Annotated in this window: 14 protein-coding genes and 1 pseudogene; 6 read left to right on the forward strand and 9 right to left on the reverse strand. The window is 35.0% G+C overall.

Translation table 11 applies throughout. The features are described from left to right. The first annotated feature begins 17 nt into the window (after nucleotides 1-17). The 3 genes from DFQ03_RS01670 to purD are packed head-to-tail and all read left to right on the forward strand — an operon-like array spanning nucleotide 18 to nucleotide 3,669. Nucleotides 18-1,370 carry an exopolysaccharide biosynthesis polyprenyl glycosylphosphotransferase gene (locus DFQ03_RS01670; protein WP_133671297.1) on the forward strand — a complete coding sequence of 451 codons (1,353 nt, stop codon included), beginning with the start codon at nucleotides 18-20 and terminating at the stop codon, nucleotides 1,368-1,370. A 7-nt stretch (nucleotides 1,371-1,377) separates the two neighbouring features. After that, on the forward strand, nucleotides 1,378-2,355 hold the full coding sequence (locus tag DFQ03_RS01675; RefSeq protein WP_133671298.1) for a UDP-glucuronic acid decarboxylase family protein: 978 nt from the start codon (nucleotides 1,378-1,380) through the stop codon (nucleotides 2,353-2,355). Nucleotides 2,356-2,397: 42 nt separating this feature from the next. Next, nucleotides 2,398-3,669 (forward strand): phosphoribosylamine--glycine ligase, encoded by a 1,272-nt coding sequence (gene purD, locus DFQ03_RS01680; protein ID WP_133671299.1) that lies wholly within the window; start codon nucleotides 2,398-2,400, stop codon nucleotides 3,667-3,669. 56 nt (nucleotides 3,670-3,725) lie between these two features. Here the strand turns inward: purD and DFQ03_RS01685 are convergent, their stop codons facing one another. Continuing rightward, nucleotides 3,726-3,947 carry a DUF6341 family protein gene (locus DFQ03_RS01685; RefSeq protein WP_133671300.1) on the reverse strand — a complete coding sequence of 74 codons (222 nt, stop codon included), beginning with the start codon at nucleotides 3,945-3,947 and terminating at the stop codon, nucleotides 3,726-3,728. A 148-nt stretch (nucleotides 3,948-4,095) separates the two neighbouring features. Here DFQ03_RS01685 and DFQ03_RS01690 point away from each other — a divergent pair, with 148 nt between their 5' ends. Genes DFQ03_RS01690 through DFQ03_RS01700 form a run of 3 tightly spaced genes read left to right on the forward strand, consistent with a single transcriptional unit; the run spans nucleotide 4,096 to nucleotide 6,598 of the window. Further along, nucleotides 4,096-4,917: a hypothetical protein gene (locus DFQ03_RS01690; RefSeq protein WP_394346247.1), complete on the forward strand. Its 822-nt coding sequence runs from the start codon at nucleotides 4,096-4,098 to the stop codon at nucleotides 4,915-4,917. A 39-nt stretch (nucleotides 4,918-4,956) separates the two neighbouring features. Then, nucleotides 4,957-5,559, forward strand: a complete 603-nt coding sequence (locus DFQ03_RS01695) for a DUF4254 domain-containing protein (RefSeq protein WP_133671302.1) — start codon at nucleotides 4,957-4,959, stop codon at nucleotides 5,557-5,559. Beyond that, complete coding sequence (locus tag DFQ03_RS01700) at nucleotides 5,546-6,598, forward strand: glycosyltransferase family 9 protein (RefSeq protein ID WP_317128149.1); 1,053 nt, start codon at nucleotides 5,546-5,548, stop codon at nucleotides 6,596-6,598. The genes DFQ03_RS01695 and DFQ03_RS01700 overlap by 14 nt, the downstream gene beginning before the upstream one ends. Here DFQ03_RS01700 and DFQ03_RS01705 read toward each other — a convergent pair. The 8 genes and pseudogenes from DFQ03_RS01705 to DFQ03_RS01740 all read right to left on the reverse strand — a co-directional run bounded on the left by DFQ03_RS01705 (nucleotide 6,595) and on the right by DFQ03_RS01740 (nucleotide 16,724). After that, entirely contained in the window at nucleotides 6,595-7,212 is a 618-nt protein-coding gene (locus DFQ03_RS01705) for a TetR/AcrR family transcriptional regulator (protein ID WP_133671303.1), read from the reverse strand. The genes DFQ03_RS01700 and DFQ03_RS01705 overlap by 4 nt on opposite strands. 272 nt (nucleotides 7,213-7,484) lie before the next feature. Further along, nucleotides 7,485-8,540: an arsenosugar biosynthesis radical SAM (seleno)protein ArsS gene (gene arsS, locus DFQ03_RS01710; protein WP_133671304.1), complete on the reverse strand. Its 1,056-nt coding sequence runs from the start codon at nucleotides 8,538-8,540 to the stop codon at nucleotides 7,485-7,487. 212 nt (nucleotides 8,541-8,752) lie between these two features. After that, a complete protein-coding gene (locus DFQ03_RS01715; protein WP_081819435.1) occupies nucleotides 8,753-9,088 on the reverse strand; it encodes an arsenosugar biosynthesis-associated peroxidase-like protein in 336 nt (111 codons plus the stop codon). Nucleotides 9,089-9,328: 240 nt separating this feature from the next. Then, nucleotides 9,329-9,988, reverse strand: a pseudogene (locus DFQ03_RS01720) (metallophosphoesterase family protein); the annotation flags it as partial. Then, nucleotides 9,943-11,283: an SLC5/6 family protein gene (locus DFQ03_RS01725; protein WP_133671305.1), complete on the reverse strand. Its 1,341-nt coding sequence runs from the start codon at nucleotides 11,281-11,283 to the stop codon at nucleotides 9,943-9,945. The gene DFQ03_RS01725 and the pseudogene DFQ03_RS01720, both read right to left, overlap by 46 nt. A gap of 60 nt (nucleotides 11,284-11,343) precedes the next feature. Beyond that, nucleotides 11,344-12,768 carry a SusD/RagB family nutrient-binding outer membrane lipoprotein gene (locus DFQ03_RS01730; RefSeq protein WP_133671306.1) on the reverse strand — a complete coding sequence of 475 codons (1,425 nt, stop codon included), beginning with the start codon at nucleotides 12,766-12,768 and terminating at the stop codon, nucleotides 11,344-11,346. A gap of 10 nt (nucleotides 12,769-12,778) precedes the next feature. Continuing rightward, complete coding sequence (locus DFQ03_RS01735) at nucleotides 12,779-15,982, reverse strand: SusC/RagA family TonB-linked outer membrane protein (RefSeq protein WP_133671307.1); 3,204 nt, start codon at nucleotides 15,980-15,982, stop codon at nucleotides 12,779-12,781. A gap of 52 nt (nucleotides 15,983-16,034) precedes the next feature. Next, nucleotides 16,035-16,724 carry a TIGR04282 family arsenosugar biosynthesis glycosyltransferase gene (locus DFQ03_RS01740; protein ID WP_208295880.1) on the reverse strand — a complete coding sequence of 230 codons (690 nt, stop codon included), beginning with the start codon at nucleotides 16,722-16,724 and terminating at the stop codon, nucleotides 16,035-16,037. Nucleotides 16,725-17,074 lie beyond the last annotated feature (350 nt).

Consider the following 17,074-nt stretch of genomic DNA (forward strand, 5'->3'; position numbering starts at 1 on the left):
AGTTTTACTATAATATAATGCTCTTTAAACAAGGTAGATTTTCTGGCTTCATTACACCTTTATCCTATATTTTGGATTTATTGGTAATAAATTTGTGTGCGAACTTTTTACCTATAAATTTTCAAAACCCTTATTTATTTCATTTTTATATTTCTTTTACTTGGGTAGTACTTTCTTTTAAGAATGATTTTTATGTTATACACAGGTATTCAAAAGCGGTGGTTCTTTTTAGAAAATTATTTACACAATTCGTTTTCTTTTTTTTAATCCTTTATGCTTTTATAGGGTTTTTTAAACAACCTTTAATGAGCCGTTTGGCATTAGGTCAATACTTCATTCTAGTATTTATTGGGATAAGTTTTTTAAAGATATTAAATTTTTTCCTTTTACATAAATATAGAGAAAGGGTAAAGGGGAATCTTAGAAATGTTGTTGTTATTGGTAGAAGTAAGAAGTCTAATCAACTTATTGAGGTATTTAAAGAAAGGAGAGAATTTGGGTTCAATTTTGTAGCACAATTTGGTCCTAAGGACCGTGATTTTGAACTTTTGAAAAGTTTTCAATTTATTGCTAATAACAATATAGATGAAATCTATTGTTCTGTTTCTGAATTGAAGAATGAAGAATTATCAGCGTTCATTAATTTTGCAGATAATAATTTAAAAACACTTAAATTTTTACCTGACAATAAGAATATTTTTTCAAAGAAATTAAAGTTTGAATATTATGATTATTTACCAATACTATCATTAAGAGACATTCCCCTGCATAATGCCTTAAATGCTATTCTTAAACGGTCATTTGATATTATATTTTCTTTGATTGTAATTTTTGGAATACTTATTTGGTTGGGACCATTATTGGCGCTTATTATTTCTTTAGAATCTAAAGGTCCTGTTTTTTTTATACAGAAACGAACTGGGTTTGATAACAATGAATTTCAGTGCTTTAAATTTAGGTCAATGGCGGTCAATGAATCCTCAGATTTCATGCAGGCAGGTAAAAATGATATGAGGGTTACTAAAATAGGTCGTTTTATTCGAAAGACCAGTATTGATGAATTACCTCAATTTTATAATGTGCTTTTCGGAAATATGTCAGTTGTAGGACCCAGGCCACATATGCTTAAACATACTAATGAATATGCAAATAGGGTAGATAAATATATGCTTAGGCATTTTGTGAAGCCAGGAATAACTGGTTTGGCGCAGGTGCGAGGTTATAGGGGGGAAATTGAAAAAGACAGCGATATTCAGAACAGAATAAAATTTGATATTTTTTATGTTGAAAACTGGTCCTTTTTTTTAGATTTAAAAATTATCGTGGAAACAATTGTAAATGCCTTTAAAGGAGAAGAAAAAGCCTACTAGAATTATTATGAAAAAAATATTAATTACAGGTGCTGCAGGTTTTTTAGGTTCTCACTTATGCGATAGGTTTATTGCTGAAGGATTTCACGTTATTGGAATGGATAATTTGATTACTGGTGACCTGAATAACATTGCTTATTTGTTTCCATTAGAACATTTTGAATTTCATCATCATGATGTAACTAAATTTGTGCATGTTTCTGGAAAGCTTGATTACATTTTGCACTTTGCCTCTCCCGCAAGTCCTATTGATTACTTAAAGATTCCTATAAAAACTTTAAAAGTGGGTTCGCTTGGTACACTGAACTTATTAGGTTTGGCAAAAGAAAAGGGTGCTAGAATTTTAGTAGCTTCTACTTCCGAAGTTTATGGTGATCCATTAGTTCACCCTCAAAATGAGGAATATTTTGGTAACGTTAACCCTATAGGTCCTCGTGGGGTTTATGACGAAGCTAAACGCTTTATGGAGTCGATTACAATGGCGTATCATAGACATCATGGACTAGATACTCGTATCGTTCGTATTTTTAACACCTATGGTCCTAGAATGCGTTTAAATGATGGTAGAGTTGTACCTGCTTTTATGGGTCAAGCGTTACGTGGAGAAGATTTAACCGTTTTTGGAGATGGGTCTCAGAGTAGATCATTCTGCTATATTGATGATCAGGTTGAAGGAATATACCGATTATTATTTAGCGATTATACAAATCCTGTTAATATTGGGAATCCGCATGAAACTACTATTAAAGAATTCGCAGAAGAGATAATAGCTTTGACGGGGACCAAACAAAAAATAATTTATAAACCGTTACCTCAAGATGATCCTACTCAGCGGCAACCCGATATTACCAAAGCAAAAGAAATTCTAGGTTGGGAACCAAAGGTACACAGGACAGAAGGATTAAAAATCGTATACGATTATTTCAAATCATTGTCACCAGAGGACTTACAAAAGAAAGAGCATAGAAATTTTTCTACTAAATAATATTTTTAAAAAGCAAAATGTATTTTTGCCAAAATTCGAAGAATGAACATTTTAATACTAGGATCAGGAGGTCGCGAGCATACCTTTGCTTGGAAATTGGCACAGAGTAATAAACTATCAAAACTTTTTGTGGCACCGGGTAATGCGGGGACTGAACAAATAGCTACAAACATACCAATTGGTGTAAATGATTTTGAAGCTATTAAAAAATTAGTTTTAAAAGAGAATGTTCAGCTTGTAATGGTTGGTCCTGAAGATCCTTTAGTAAACGGAATTCATGATTTTTTTCTTAACGATGATGATTTAAAAAACGTCGCTGTTATAGGTCCCGAAAAATTAGCGGCTACCTTAGAAGGTAGTAAAGAGTTTGCGAAGGAATTTATGATGAGACATCGTATACCTACCGCTCAGTATAAAAGCTTTACTTCTGAAACAGTTGAAGATGGATTTAAGTTCTTAGAACAATTAAATCCGCCCTATGTTTTAAAAGCCGATGGTCTTGCTGCTGGTAAAGGTGTTGTAATTTTAAATGAGCTTGATGAAGCTAAGAAAGAACTAAAGTCTATGTTAGTAGACAAAAAATTTGGTTCTGCTAGTGCTACCGTGGTTATAGAAGAGTTTCTTGACGGAATTGAATTAAGTGTATTTGTTCTTACAGATGGTGATTCTTATAAAGTGCTACCTACTGCAAAAGACTATAAAAGAATAGGTGAGGGTGATACGGGACTCAATACAGGGGGTATGGGCGCTATTTCACCGGTTCCTTTTGCTGATAAGACTTTTATGGATAAGATAGAGCAGCGAATTGTAAAACCTACGGTAGAAGGGCTTAAAAAGGACAATATGCCTTATAAAGGATTTATCTTCATCGGACTTATAAAAGTTGGTGATGATCCTAAGGTCATTGAATATAACGTTAGAATGGGTGATCCTGAAACTGAAGTTGTTTTACCACGTATTCAGAATGACATGGTAGAATTACTTGATGCAGTGGCGAAACAAAAATTATCGGAAATAGATTTACAGTTAGATGAAAGAACAGCTACTACTGTTATGACCGTTTCTGGTGGTTATCCTGGGTCGTACGAGAAAGGAAAAGAAATCACGGGCATAGATGCCATATCTGAATCTTTAGTATTCCACGCAGGTACAACGTTTAAAGATGGTAAAGTAGTTACTAACGGAGGTAGGGTAATGGCGATTACGTCTTTTGGTACTGATTTTAAATCGGCACTTGCGCAATCGTATAAGAATGTAGAGAAGCTTTCCTTTGAGGGAATGAATTATAGAAAAGATCTAGGTTTCGATCTTTAATCAATAATCTCCTATCAGTTTTAAGAATAAAAACTGATAGGAGATTTAATTTGATATTATAAGTAAGAATGAGAAGTGCTTGAAGTGTCTTCTTCTCCTTTATCGTTATATTTCTTCAATTCCAGCATCCAATACACAAATGCTACCGAACCGATTAACATAAATATCCAGTTTAAGATATTTGCCAAGGCCCAACTATCTGTAAAACGTAAAAAATCTAACGGTGCAAATAGTACATTTACGAACAAATCTGCGATACCTTCAAAAAATGATTTCATCTTATTACTATATTTACCAGCAAAAATATAAAAAGCTTAGATGATTTCAAGCATTTTTGAGAAAACAAAACCGGTGAATTTCATCATTATTCTGGTTTTTTTGTTTCTTTTCTACTGGTCAGTGCAATTTTACCTATTTGATTTATCGATGAGCAATTTAGAAATTGCCCCGGCAATCGGTATTTTGACCATCTTATTATTTAGTGTTTTTATTGTTGACTTCATTGTAAAGCGTAACAAACTCACCGGCACAAATTCTTTTGCCATTTTATTTTTTACGCTACTGTTTGTGGTATTCCCAGAGACCTTAGGTGATAATAATGCCATTCTTACTAGTTTTTTTCTATTACTCGCCATGAGGCGGTTACTAAGCATTAAGTCTCTAAAGAATATTAAACTTAAGATTTTTGATGCCGGACTATGGATCTGCATTTCAAGTGTCTTTTATGAATGGGCTTTGCTTTATTTATTATTAGTTTTTGCTGCAATATATATTTATGACCCTAAGAATATAAGAAACTGGCTTGTTATCTTGTCGGTAGCTTCTTGTTTTTTTATGATACTGTACGGTATATTAGTTTTGCTTGGCAAGCCTGGTTTTATTCAAGAACATTATGATTTTGCAATAAACTATGACGCTATATTTCCTATTAAATGGTGGACTAGCTTAAAAATGACATTGTATGCTTTGTTTAATATGGCTCTTGCTTTTTCAGCTTTTGTTCACTTAAGCAAGTCGGGTGTTGGTAAGGTTATAGTTATGAGGCTAATTGCATTTTCTTTTATAATTGGTTTAGTGGTAAATGTATTGGTTACCTCAGAAAATAATAATGCCGTTGTAATTACCTTTTTTCCTTCAGTAATATTTGTGGTCAACTATCTACAATCTATAAAGAAACCTAAGTTTTTAGAATTAATTCTAGTTTCTAGTATTTTAATACCCATCATAGTTTTTGTTGTGAAACTTTAGGTTTATCCTTTAAACTTTATCTTTGTAAAAAAGGCTCTTATGTTTAGCGAATTCGCATTTAAAATATTTAATACTAGTATTGAAAAATATCACATAGAGGATGATGTGTATCAAAGTTTTCATAACCCGTATTCGAAAGAGGATATCGAGCATTTGTTATATCGCAAAAACTGGATTGATACCGTTCAATGGCACTATGAAGATATTATTAGAAATCCGGATATAAATCCTGATGATGCTTTGGTTTTAAAGCGAAAAATTGATGCCAGTAATCAAGATAGAACCGACTTGGTAGAGTTCATTGATAGTTACTTTCTAAATAAATACCAATCGGTAGATGTTAAGTCTGACGCTACTATTAATACCGAGAGTCCCGCTTGGGCAATTGACCGCTTGTCTATTTTAGCCTTAAAAATTTATCATATGAATGAAGAGGCTACTAGGGTAGATGCTTCTTTAGCGCATAGAGAAAAATGTCAAGTTAAATTAGAAATCTTGCTTGAACAAAAAAACGACCTTTCTTTAGCTATTGACCAATTACTTACTGATATTGAAAGCGGTACAAAGTATATGAAGGTATATAAGCAAATGAAAATGTATAATGATGAGGAACTAAACCCCATCCTTCGTGGCAATAAATAAAAACAAGCATATTCTGGTCATACGACTTTCCGCAATGGGAGATGTCGCTATGACTGTTCCGGTTATTTTAGGGGTTTTAAAAAAATATCCTCACCTTAAAATTACGGTTTTAACAAAAGCCTTTACTGCGCCAATTTTTGAAAATATCCCAAATGTCTCCGTTTTTAAAGTCGATGTAAAAGGAAAGCATAAAGGTATTTTGGGTCTTTGGAAATTATACAAAGAATTAAAGGCGTTTCAGATTGATGCAGTTGCAGATTTGCATAATGTTCTACGTAGTTCTATTCTAAAACAGTTTTTTAAATTTTCTACCATTCCATTCATTCAAGTGGATAAGGGAAGGACAGCTAAGAAAGCTTTAATAAATCCGAATCGAACATCTTTTAAACCTTTACCAACTACTTTTGAACGCTATGCAGACGTTTTTGATGCGTTAGGGTATGCTATTGCAATACATGAGATGGAAACCTTGTCTAAAAAGTCTATTCCCGAAAAAGCTTTGAGTTTAAAAAATAGTAATGATAGGCTTCTAATCGGTATAGCTCCTTTTGCAGCTTTTAGTGGAAAAATGTATCCGCAACCTTTGATGGAAGAGGTATTAAGTACATTGAATTCATCCAATAAATATCAGATTATATTATTTGGTGGCGGAAAAAAAGAAATAGAGGTTTTGGCAAAATGGGAAACTCAGTTTAACAATTGCTATAATGCAGCTGGAAAATTATTATTCCCAGATGAATTAAGCTTAATATCCAACCTTAATTTAATGTTGGCGATGGATAGTGGAAATGCGCATTTAGCCGCTATGTTTGGTGTGCCAACCGTAACAATTTGGGGTGTAACACATCCGTATGCTGGATTTTCACCTTTTAATCAGCCAGCGGGTAATGCTCTTTTATCCGATAGAGAAAAATACCCTGCGATACCAACTTCCATTTATGGGAATAAGTATCCCGTTGGTTATGAAAATGTAATGGAAACCATATTACCAGCAACTATCGTTCAGAAAATAAGTGAAATTTCAAGCACCTCGGTTTAAGAATTAACGGGCTTAGCTTCGATACTTTTAAAATATTGACGTAGCTGAGACATAAATCTATATTTCTTAGAAGCAGGTGCTGCACTTGTCATTAAGGTTCTTACCCCGAAATAAGAGCTCATTAGAAATGTAGCCGAAGCTTCACAATCTACATGACGGTCTAAATAACCATTGAATTTTCCTTTTTGTAATGCTGTAATTAAGTTTACTTCCCAAACGGTAACAATCTCATTTAAGTGGCGCATAATAACTTCATTTTTACCATTGAATTCAGTTAGGAAATTACTTAGTATACAACCGTAGTCCATTTCATTATGTACTGCAGTTTCCATAGCATTGTCAAAACACTTTGTAATTAATGTAATTGGATTGTCATGCCCTTCAATAGGTTCTATTAAAGTGCTATAGATTTTACGTGCCAATAAATTTTGAATGATTTGAATGAAGAAGTCTTCTTTAGAATCGAAATGATAGTAAAAAGCCCCTTTAGAAAGTTCTAGTTTTTTAAGAATATCATCAACACTAGTATCGTAATACCCTTGGGCATAAAATAATTCTAATCCGGTGGTCTGTAAACGTTGCATGGTTGCCATGCGCTTAAGGCTCTTGTTCATAATATAAAAATTTGGGTAAAACTGACCATGTGGTCTTTTTATAGAACGTCATACGGTTAAACAACCTTAGAATTTATAGATTAGGTGCATTTTTTTTCGATAAACGGTCATTTTATCGGTGTAGAACACTCTTTTTGTAGCTGTTAACAAACTAAGTGGTCAGTTTTGAAATCGAAATAATTAGTTGATTTAGAGTAGAATGTAGTATTCTAGAAAAAAAAACCGTTTGATAGTTTACATCAAACGGTTGTTAAAATTCATCCTTAATTGCATTACGCAACAGTACCCTGGCAGCTACTACCGGCACCTGCCGTGCAGCCATAACAATGCTGTGAGATGATGATGTTTCTATCGTTCAACAAATCTTCGTTATAATCTTTAATATGTTTCACCTTACTAGCTACTTTCAAATCTAGCATTTGGTTAAAATCACAATCATATAACCAACCGTCCCAACTAATGGAAATGGTATTGGTACACATAACGTTTGCCACTGCAGACGGATTATATGCCTCTACCAGCGCATACATATAATCTTCATAATTCTCAGATGCTATCAAATAGTCCAAGAATCGCGCAATAGGTAAATTGGTAATGGCAAAAAGATTGTGAAATTGAATATCAAAATCTTCTTTAAGCGCTTTTTTGAAATCTTTTTCCATTGCGGCTTGATCACCTGGTAAATACGCTCCTGATGGATTATATACTAAATCCAATCTTAGATTGCTACCAGGCATACCGTAACCTCTTTCGTTTAATTCTTGTAATGCTTTAATCGATTTATCGAAAACTCCGTCACCTCTTTGCTTATCGGTTTTACCACGCGTGTAGTGTGGCATTGATGAGATTACATGAACGTTATGTTTTTTAAAGAAATCTGGTAAATGGTGATATTTTTTATTGGCTCTAATGATAGTAAGGTTAGAACGAACGATAAAGTCTTTAATTCCTGCTTTTGCCGCTTCCTCAACAAACCACTCAAAATCAGGATTCATTTCTGGTGCTCCACCAGTTAAATCTAATGTATGTGCTCCTGTATTTTTAATGACATCTAAACACTGTTTCATCGTTTCACGGGTCATAATTTCCTTACGATCCGGACCAGCATCTACATGGCAATGCTCACAAACTTGGTTACACATGTAACCGACATTAATTTGCAAGATCTCTAGCTTTTTAGGACGCAAAGGAAAATGACCTATTTCGGAAATTTTATCTTTAAAGTAAGGAAGCTCTCCATCAGCAAATATGCCTCCGTTCAATATTTCTAACTGCTTATTGGAAACTGCTAAATCGTTTCCTTTTGCTTTTAATGATTTTGTAGCCATTTTTTAGTTGTTCGTTGTTCGTTGTTCGTTGTTGGCATTTTGTACAAATGCATTAAACTCTAACTTCACAACATTTAATTTCTTTTTTTTACATGGATATTCATATTGAATATTCTATTTGCAATATTTTTTAAACCAGCTTTAATTTCACTGTATTGATTGTTGAAGAAGGCTGTTACGAACAACCATCAACGAACAACCAACAACGAAATTTACATTGACAATTTATTATACTTATTCATCATTTGTACACCATGAACCAATGTTGCTCCACTTTCAATTGCAGCCCCAACATGTACAGCCTCCATCATTTCTTCTTTTGTTATTCCCTTTTGTAATCCGTCTTTGGTATATGCATCAATACAATACGGACACTTTACCACATGCGAAACTGCTAATGCAATTAGAGATTTCTCTCTAGCACTTAGTGCACCTTCTTCGAAAACCTTACCATAATAATCGAAAAATTTGGTTCCAAGCTCTTCGCTCCACTCTGTAATTTTTCCGAATTTTCGTAAATCTGCTGGGTCGTAATACGTATTTGCCATCTTTTTCTGAGTTTTAGTTTGTATTGTATTTTTTTGTTCTTGATTAAAATAAATCGGAATTCCCTGACCCATTTTTTCCAGTTCAGGAAGTATTTCCATATTGTCCCAAATACCAGAGGTAAGCGTATCGCCGTATGCTTCGGGTAAATGGTTTTTGTACATTAATTTTTGTGCGGTTTCGGCATCGTATTCAAAAGAATGATGAGTATAAATTACTTCGCCATTTATAATATCTAACATCATATACCAGACCCTAGGTGTGCCATCATTTGCCGGCATACCAATAACTCCAGGATTAAGCCACACCTTTTCTTTTATAGTTTGATGAAATGGCAAGCCACAATGCCCCGCAATAATGATATCACTTTTAGTCTCTTGAAAACAACGTTCTTTACTTTCAGTGGCGTTAGATTTAAATATGAATTCTGAAGTGTTACCATAGTTTCCATGGACTACTGTTACTTTCTTATTGCCATAATCAAAGCTTATGTATTCAGGAATGTTTTTCATAGAATCTAAAGATTCTTTGGATAAACGACCTTTAGTATATGGAAACCACATTTTTGAAAAATCGTCGCAACGGCTTCCGCTTTTAAAATCGCATCCACAATCTTCGCTATCGCTTGCTAATTGTAATTCTACATTGCCTGCTATGCCCAACGCTCCCCATTTTTGAAATAGTTGTACGGTTTCTTCAGGTTGTGCACAATAACCGGTAATATCACCGGTACTAATACAGTTTTCGGGTTTAATTCCCTCTTCTTCAGCAATAGAAATCAATTTTTCTAAAGCTTGTAGATTACTATACACACCACCGAAAAGCAACAGCTTTCCGCATTTGGTACCAATATGTTTTATTTCTTTATCCATGTAGGTATTATATAAACGAATAGGCAACATAAAATGCCCCAAAAATTAATCCAAAGTAAATTGGCATACTTACCAGTTGTAAATATTAAATCATCTGGAAACCAGTTAAATATTAAAAGGAAACCAAAAAGTAATCCTATAAAAACACTCAGGTGAAAGCTCACTTTTGATGCATTGTCTTTCCAAAAAAGAAAAACTGGAGTTAAACCGATGACCATAGTTCCACTAATGGTCGTTGCCGATAGAATTTCGGCATCTAAAAAAACTGGCACGGTACCCAAAACAGCGATTACCACCATAGACCAACGACCAAATTTTAAAGTGTTTCCCAGGTTTAGATCAAGTGCCAGTAATTTTGAAAATGATGAAAATGTAGAATCTAATGTGGATGCTGCGGATGTGATCATGATGAAGTTGATGACCAGTAAAAACAATGTTCCAAAAGCCTTACCAACTTGAACAGCTGCTTGACCCTGCATGCCTTGAGATTGGGCATAAACACCAATAATGCTAAATAAAATGATACAAGTAGCACCAAGAACACTTGCCCATAAAAAACTCTTTAATGTAACCTTGGGACTACTGATAAAACCCCTGTCTGTTAATACCGGGTCATGAAAGGGATAACTGAAGGATTGTAGCAAGGCAGCAAACAATAAATTTAGTCCGGTTTCAAAAGACCAAACCCCAGAATTAAGTACTTCTGTAGTATCTATTGCATTGTCATTTCCGAAAATAGTGAACAATATTACCGCTAAAAGAACAGAAAATAATCCCATTTGGACAACATCGGTAAAAATTGAGCTGCTCATACCTCCTTTTAGAACATACGATAATGTGAGTCCGGTAAATACTAAAATGGACCAGTAATACGGGCTTGTACCCATATCACCAAAGTATGAGCCAATAACCATGGTATTGCTCCAGACTTCATTGAACAAACGGAAAGCGATGAGAATTGAAAATATGGTAACTGCAGATTTACCAAATTTAGAAGATAAGAAATGATGAATACTGGTGTATTTGCCATGTAGTCTCATCTTATAAATTACAACGCCTGCCACAGCAAAGGATAGGTAATATCCTGCATATGCCACGCCACCAACAATACCGAAGTCCAATCCTAAATTTGCGGCATTGGTGATGCTTTTGGCGAATATCCAAGAGATAATCAAACTACCCATCAACATAAAAGTGTTTGGGGCTTTCTTTTTTTGGACAGCCTTAAAAAACTGATTGGTATCTTTTGCCCACGGGGAAAGGAAAAACAACACCAAACTTGATGCTATCACTAATCCCCATTGCCAAATTTGTACTTCAGTCATAAATTTATTTTTATTCCTAACTCCTAACTCCTAACTCCTAACTCCTAACTCCTAACTCCTTTACTCATCCCACCAAACTGCAACATTTATACTATTGCCGTCAGTGTTGTTTGAAGCTTCGGTATAATTGGCATTATTTAAAGCTTCTTCCTCAGCAGGATAGGGCATACGTACCGGAATCAAATCATTGTTCAAACTAGCTGAAATTGTTTTCAATTCCGGAAAACCTGTTCTTCTATACTCTATCCAACCTTCATAGCCGTTTATGGAATTTGCGATCCATTTTTGTGTGATGATATTTTCTAAAGGATCCCCGTTGGTCAACGCAGCATCAGCTGTTAGATAATCATCAGGAAGTGCTACCTGCCAATATTCAAAAGCGTGTGTTACTCCGGTATTGTAAAGGGTTTCCGTGTCGGCGGAAATAAGTCCTTTTTGAGTGGCTTCTGCTAACAAAAAGTGAGTTTCCATACTTGTCATGAAATTTGCGTCTAATAGCCCTGTATTCTCTCTGAAAATAGTGCCCAATAAAGAGTAATCAGCTAACGATACTCCCGCAGAAGCATCGATTCCATTTAATAGTCCGTTATAACCGCCATCAGTGCTATTGGCAAAAGGTTGGTATAAGCGTGCAAAACGTGGGTCGTTTAAATTGGTCAAAATATCATCCATCGTTTCAGAAAGCACATAATTATTAAAATCACCTACTCTAAGTTGTGCCAACCTAAAACTATTTGGTTCGCCATCGGTAAAGTTGAAAATGGCGTTTTTACTGTTTTCATCTATAAAATTGCCTTCGGCAACCAAGGTTTGTAATTGCGGTGCCACTTCAACCTTATCGGAAACTCGCATTAGATATTTAATTTTCAAGGAATTTGCAAAACGTATCCATCCGTCTAAATCACCATTAAAGAGAATGTCTCCCTCTAAAGCTATGGTACCTGAATAATTCTGAATGGCTAAAATTCCTTTATCAAGATTGTCAAATATTCCTCCTGCATCCATATAAATTGACTCCTGTGTGTCATAGGACGGAGTAACAGTTTCTGTATCTCCTTGAAATGCTTTTGAATATGGAACATCACCGAATAAATCTGTTAAACCAGCTGCCATACACGCTTTCATAATTCTTGCTGGGCCTTCATAAACGGTATATGCAGTATTCTCTTGAGATAAATTCAAAATAATTTCATTGTCGCGTAAATTCTGATAGAATATAGGCCATGGGTTTCCACCTAATTGCGGAGATTTTAAATCGTGACGATCAAAAAGATTAAAATCTAGTGCTGTGCTATATTGACCTAAAAGATTTCCTGCAGTAAAACCTTCATATGACATTTGTTCCCCATAGTCATAAATTACCTGTCTTAACAAAAGACTAGGTTGTACGGTAACGGGATCGTTGGTGTTTGTATTAATTTCCTCAAAATCTTTTGTACAGCCAATGACCAACAATAAGATTAAAATGCTATATATATGTTTCATCTTTTCTTTCTTAAAAATTAAATCCGGCTTTAAAACCTATACTTCTTGTTGTGGCATATGACATATCTTCAACACCGCTAATAAAGCCTTGCCCTTGTACTGCCAATTGCTCGGGGTCAAAATGTGGATTCTCTGTTATAGCAAATAAGTTCTTTCCTATCAATGATAAACTCAACGTAGCATCTTGGTTAAACAGACTAAGATTATCAAACGTATAACCAACGGATACTTGACGTAGCTTCAAAAAGGAAGCGTCATAGGTATTGTTTTCCTCATGGTTTCTGTCATAAAATTGGCGGTAATAACTTTCTGCCGTTACAGCAAGGGTATTTGGTGTATATACAGGATTATCAGTAGTGCCTGTATTTACAACGCCTTCCGGTACAATTCCCCCTTCTGGTCTAAAAGCCGTTTCTGCTAACTGACCACCAACATTACCTAATGCCCTTGTTCTAGAAACTATGATACCACCTTGTCGCCAATCGAAAAGGAAACCCATATTCCAATTTTTATAATTGAATTGATTGTTGAATCCCAACATAAAATCGGGATTGTAATTTCCTAATTTTTGCAGTTCGTTATCGGGTATGTATCTGCCCTCATCCGTTAAGATAAAATCACCATTTTCATTCTTTAGATATCCGGTACCGTACAAATCACCAACGCGACCGCCTTCTTCCGCCTGTAAAAATACCGTTTGGTTTTGGCTGTCGTAAATTCTAGAGTATGCCAATGTTAATCGACCTTCTTCTTGTGGTAGACTTTCTACAGTAGCTCTATTGGTGCTAAAATTTAAGGTGCTGTTCCATTTAAAATCCTGATTTATTACGGGGGAAATTCCTAATATAATTTCTAGTCCTTTTGAACGAACCTCTCCGCCATTTACGACCTGTTGCGTATACCCAGATGAAATACCTATTGGCAATGAAATAATTTGATCTTTAGTTAAAGCATTGTAATAAGAAACATCTAACCGTAGTTGATCGTTAAAAAAACGAATATCAGCACCAACTTCAAAAGAAGATGTTTGCTCAGGCTGCAGATCTGCATTCGCAATGGTATTTGAATTACTAAATGTTGGTTGCCCATTAAAAGGAGTTTGTGCTACAAAAGCTCCTGTAGTTTGATAGGGATCAGTGTCATTACCTACTTGTGCCCAACTTGCTCTAAGTTTTGCGAAGGAAATAACCTGAGGTAAATTCACCGTGTTGGATAAAATAAAGCTACTAGAGACAGATGGATAAAAGAAAGAGGTATTATCTACAGAAAACGGAGTTGCCAATGCACTAGACCAATCATTTCTACCTGTAATATCTAAAAACAAGTAATCTTTATAGCCCAACTTGGCCAGACCATATATACTGTTTATTCTTTTGTTCGATTCAAATTCAAAAACTTCTATGGGCGAGGCTGCATTCGATAATCTAAAAATACCCGGTTGTGCCAAACTCGTGGTCTGTGATTGTGAGGTAAACGCTTTTTGGTCCAATCGGTTTACACCTAAAGAAACATCGACTTTAAAATTATTAAACCTATTGGTATAATTTATAAGAAAATCTGTATTTACTTCTCTATAAAAAACATCGTGTTCTGCATAGCCACCATTTGCAAACCTGTTAGAGCTATAGGCTCTGCGCAATTGGCGTAGTTCACTAGAATAATCCATTCCGGTACGGATAGACGCTGTTATATGATCTGAAATATCATAGCTTGCCGAAATATTACCGAAAATACGATCTCTATTGAACGAATTTCTGTTTTCATTAAGAATGAAATACGGATTATCAAAAAAGGTATAGTTGTACGAGTATTGTTGTATACCCTCTAAGCCTGGTTGCCAGTAATTTTTTAGATTCTCAATGTTCAGCGAGCGTGGTCCCCAAGCAACCAAAGAATAGTTTGCATTCTCTGAACCATAACCGTTAGAGGGTCTATTGTCCGATCCGGAATTGATATAACTAATGGATGAATTGATGCGTAATTTATCAATCGGTTGAAAATTTAGTCGTGCGCTAATCGTTTGGCGGTCTAGGTCAACACCCGGTATTATAGATTCGCTTCGTAAATCTGTAAAGGAGAGACGGTAACTACCTGTATCAAATCCGTTAGATATTGCAATGTTATTAATAAATGTAGTACCCGTTTCGTAGAAATTCTTAAGGTTGTCTGGGTTTGATTTGAATTCCGTGGGAGTAATGGCTATACCGTTATAAAGAGCAGTGTCTCCACCACGTACTACCGTACCATCTGGCAAGGTAACCGGACTATCATACTGAGGAATTAAATTGCCAACATCTAAACGTGGTCCCCAACTATAGGTAATCAAATCATTTGTTCCACCACCTAATCCGTCCACAAAAGCAAACTCACCAGAATTTCCTTGTCCGTATTCATTCTGAAAATCGGGTAATTGAAACGCTGAATCCACAAAAAAGCTGGTATTGTAACTAACGCCTAATCCTTTTGAATTTTTTCCGCTTTTGGTTTCAATAATGATAACTCCGTTAGATGCTCTAGTACCGTAAAGGGCGGCTGCACTTGGTCCTTTTAAAACAGAAACTTCAGCAATATCATCTGGATTTACCTCCATGGCACCGTTTCCAAAATCTATTTCTTGAAATCCGGCAGCGGCTTCATTGGTAAAATTGAAGACCGAATTATTATTGATTGGAACGCCGTCCACAATAAACAATGGATTATTATTAGAGAAAGAAGCTTCACCACGAATGGTAATTTTAGAGGAAGACCCTACTCCGGTAGCACCTTGGTTTATAGTAACACCAGCAAGCTTACCCGATAGGTTATCAAGAAAATTAACAGATTTTACTTCGGTAACTCCTTTTGCGTCTAAGCTTTGTACAACATAGCCTAATTCTTTTGTTTCCCGCTTTAAGCCTAATGCGGTCAGTACCACTTCATCCAATATTTCAGAAGAGTCGTTTAGAGTAACATTGATTGTGTTTCGATTATTAATTGATATTACTTGTGTTTCATATCCTAATACGGAAAATTCAATAGCACCTGAAAGATCAGGGGCATTTATAGTATATATACCATCTACATTGGTGGTAGATCCGGTCAAAGTACCGGATAATACAATGTTTACGTACGGTATGGTATTTCCATAGGTATCAGTAACGGTACCTGTAATTGTTTCTTGAGCATTGACTATGTTCATAATAAACAACGTCAACACCAGTAATAAGTGTTTCATATTTAGCTTTGGACTGAGGTTTCACTTATCCAACTATTGGATAAAGGGGGATCTAGATAAATGAAACTGCAGGAGAGCCTTTGTTGAAAGGAAAACTGTTTGGGTATGAAGATGAGAAGTTCTGGTTAGTATAGTATAAACCTCTTTTTCTTTTTATTAGTTGTGCTATCAACAAAAACAGGGTTGGTGATAGGCCTTCTGAAAACGATAATATGGATTGTAAATCTCTTTCGTTATCCAAATCCTGTAAAACAGGTAATTTTATTAATTCAGACGATTCTGCATGTAACCACAATGAAATTTGATGGTATAAGCTGAAGCGTTGCCAAGGTAAATTTTGAAATTCTGCAACATTAAAATTAGATTTCTGTAACCCTAATAGGTAAAATCCACCATCTTTTGACGGACCAATTACGGTCTTACCCTTTGCCAATTGCTCGGCCGCAAGTTTAAGTTGTTGGGTTTTTAAATGCGGAGTATCGTTACCTATGGCAATAATACTTGTAAAACCATTATTGAATACAGAAGCTATGGCATTGGTAAATCGTTGCCCAAAACTCGATCCTATTTGATCATCATCAGAAATATGAAAAACGGGTAAACCGGAGTTCTTAGCTTTTTGGAGTGTGCTTTTTGTTAGCTCACTGAATAAACGTTCACCTTTGGCAATACGCTTATTGACCAAATCTTCCTTAGCGGAATTGGCAAATACCAGTATAGCAGTAGTACCTTGTGAATTCAATTTAATTTTCTTTCTCGTTGTTAAACTTACGTAAAAATATGACAAAGGTTTTTTAACAATACATAAATTGTATTAATAAAAGATAAGTATTGCCTTACTTTAAGTCAAATTGTCAGTTTTAGACTATGCAGTTTGTTTTACCAAATCGTTTTTGGTAATATCTTGGGCATTAGCCTATAAACAAGTTATAAAATCTGATAATCTGCATAATTTATATGCTTATTCTCATGTAATTTTAAGGTTACAGACCGCTTAGTCTAAAAAATCCCTTAAAATTTCAACAAGTTTTAATTTTTTTTTAGCATTGACAGGTATATACATGGTATAGCTATTGCTGCTTGGACATCAGA

Origin of the sequence: Maribacter caenipelagi (assembly GCF_004364175.1) — a bacterium.
In the GTDB taxonomy this organism is placed as follows: Bacteria; Bacteroidota; Bacteroidia; order Flavobacteriales; family Flavobacteriaceae; genus Maribacter; species Maribacter caenipelagi.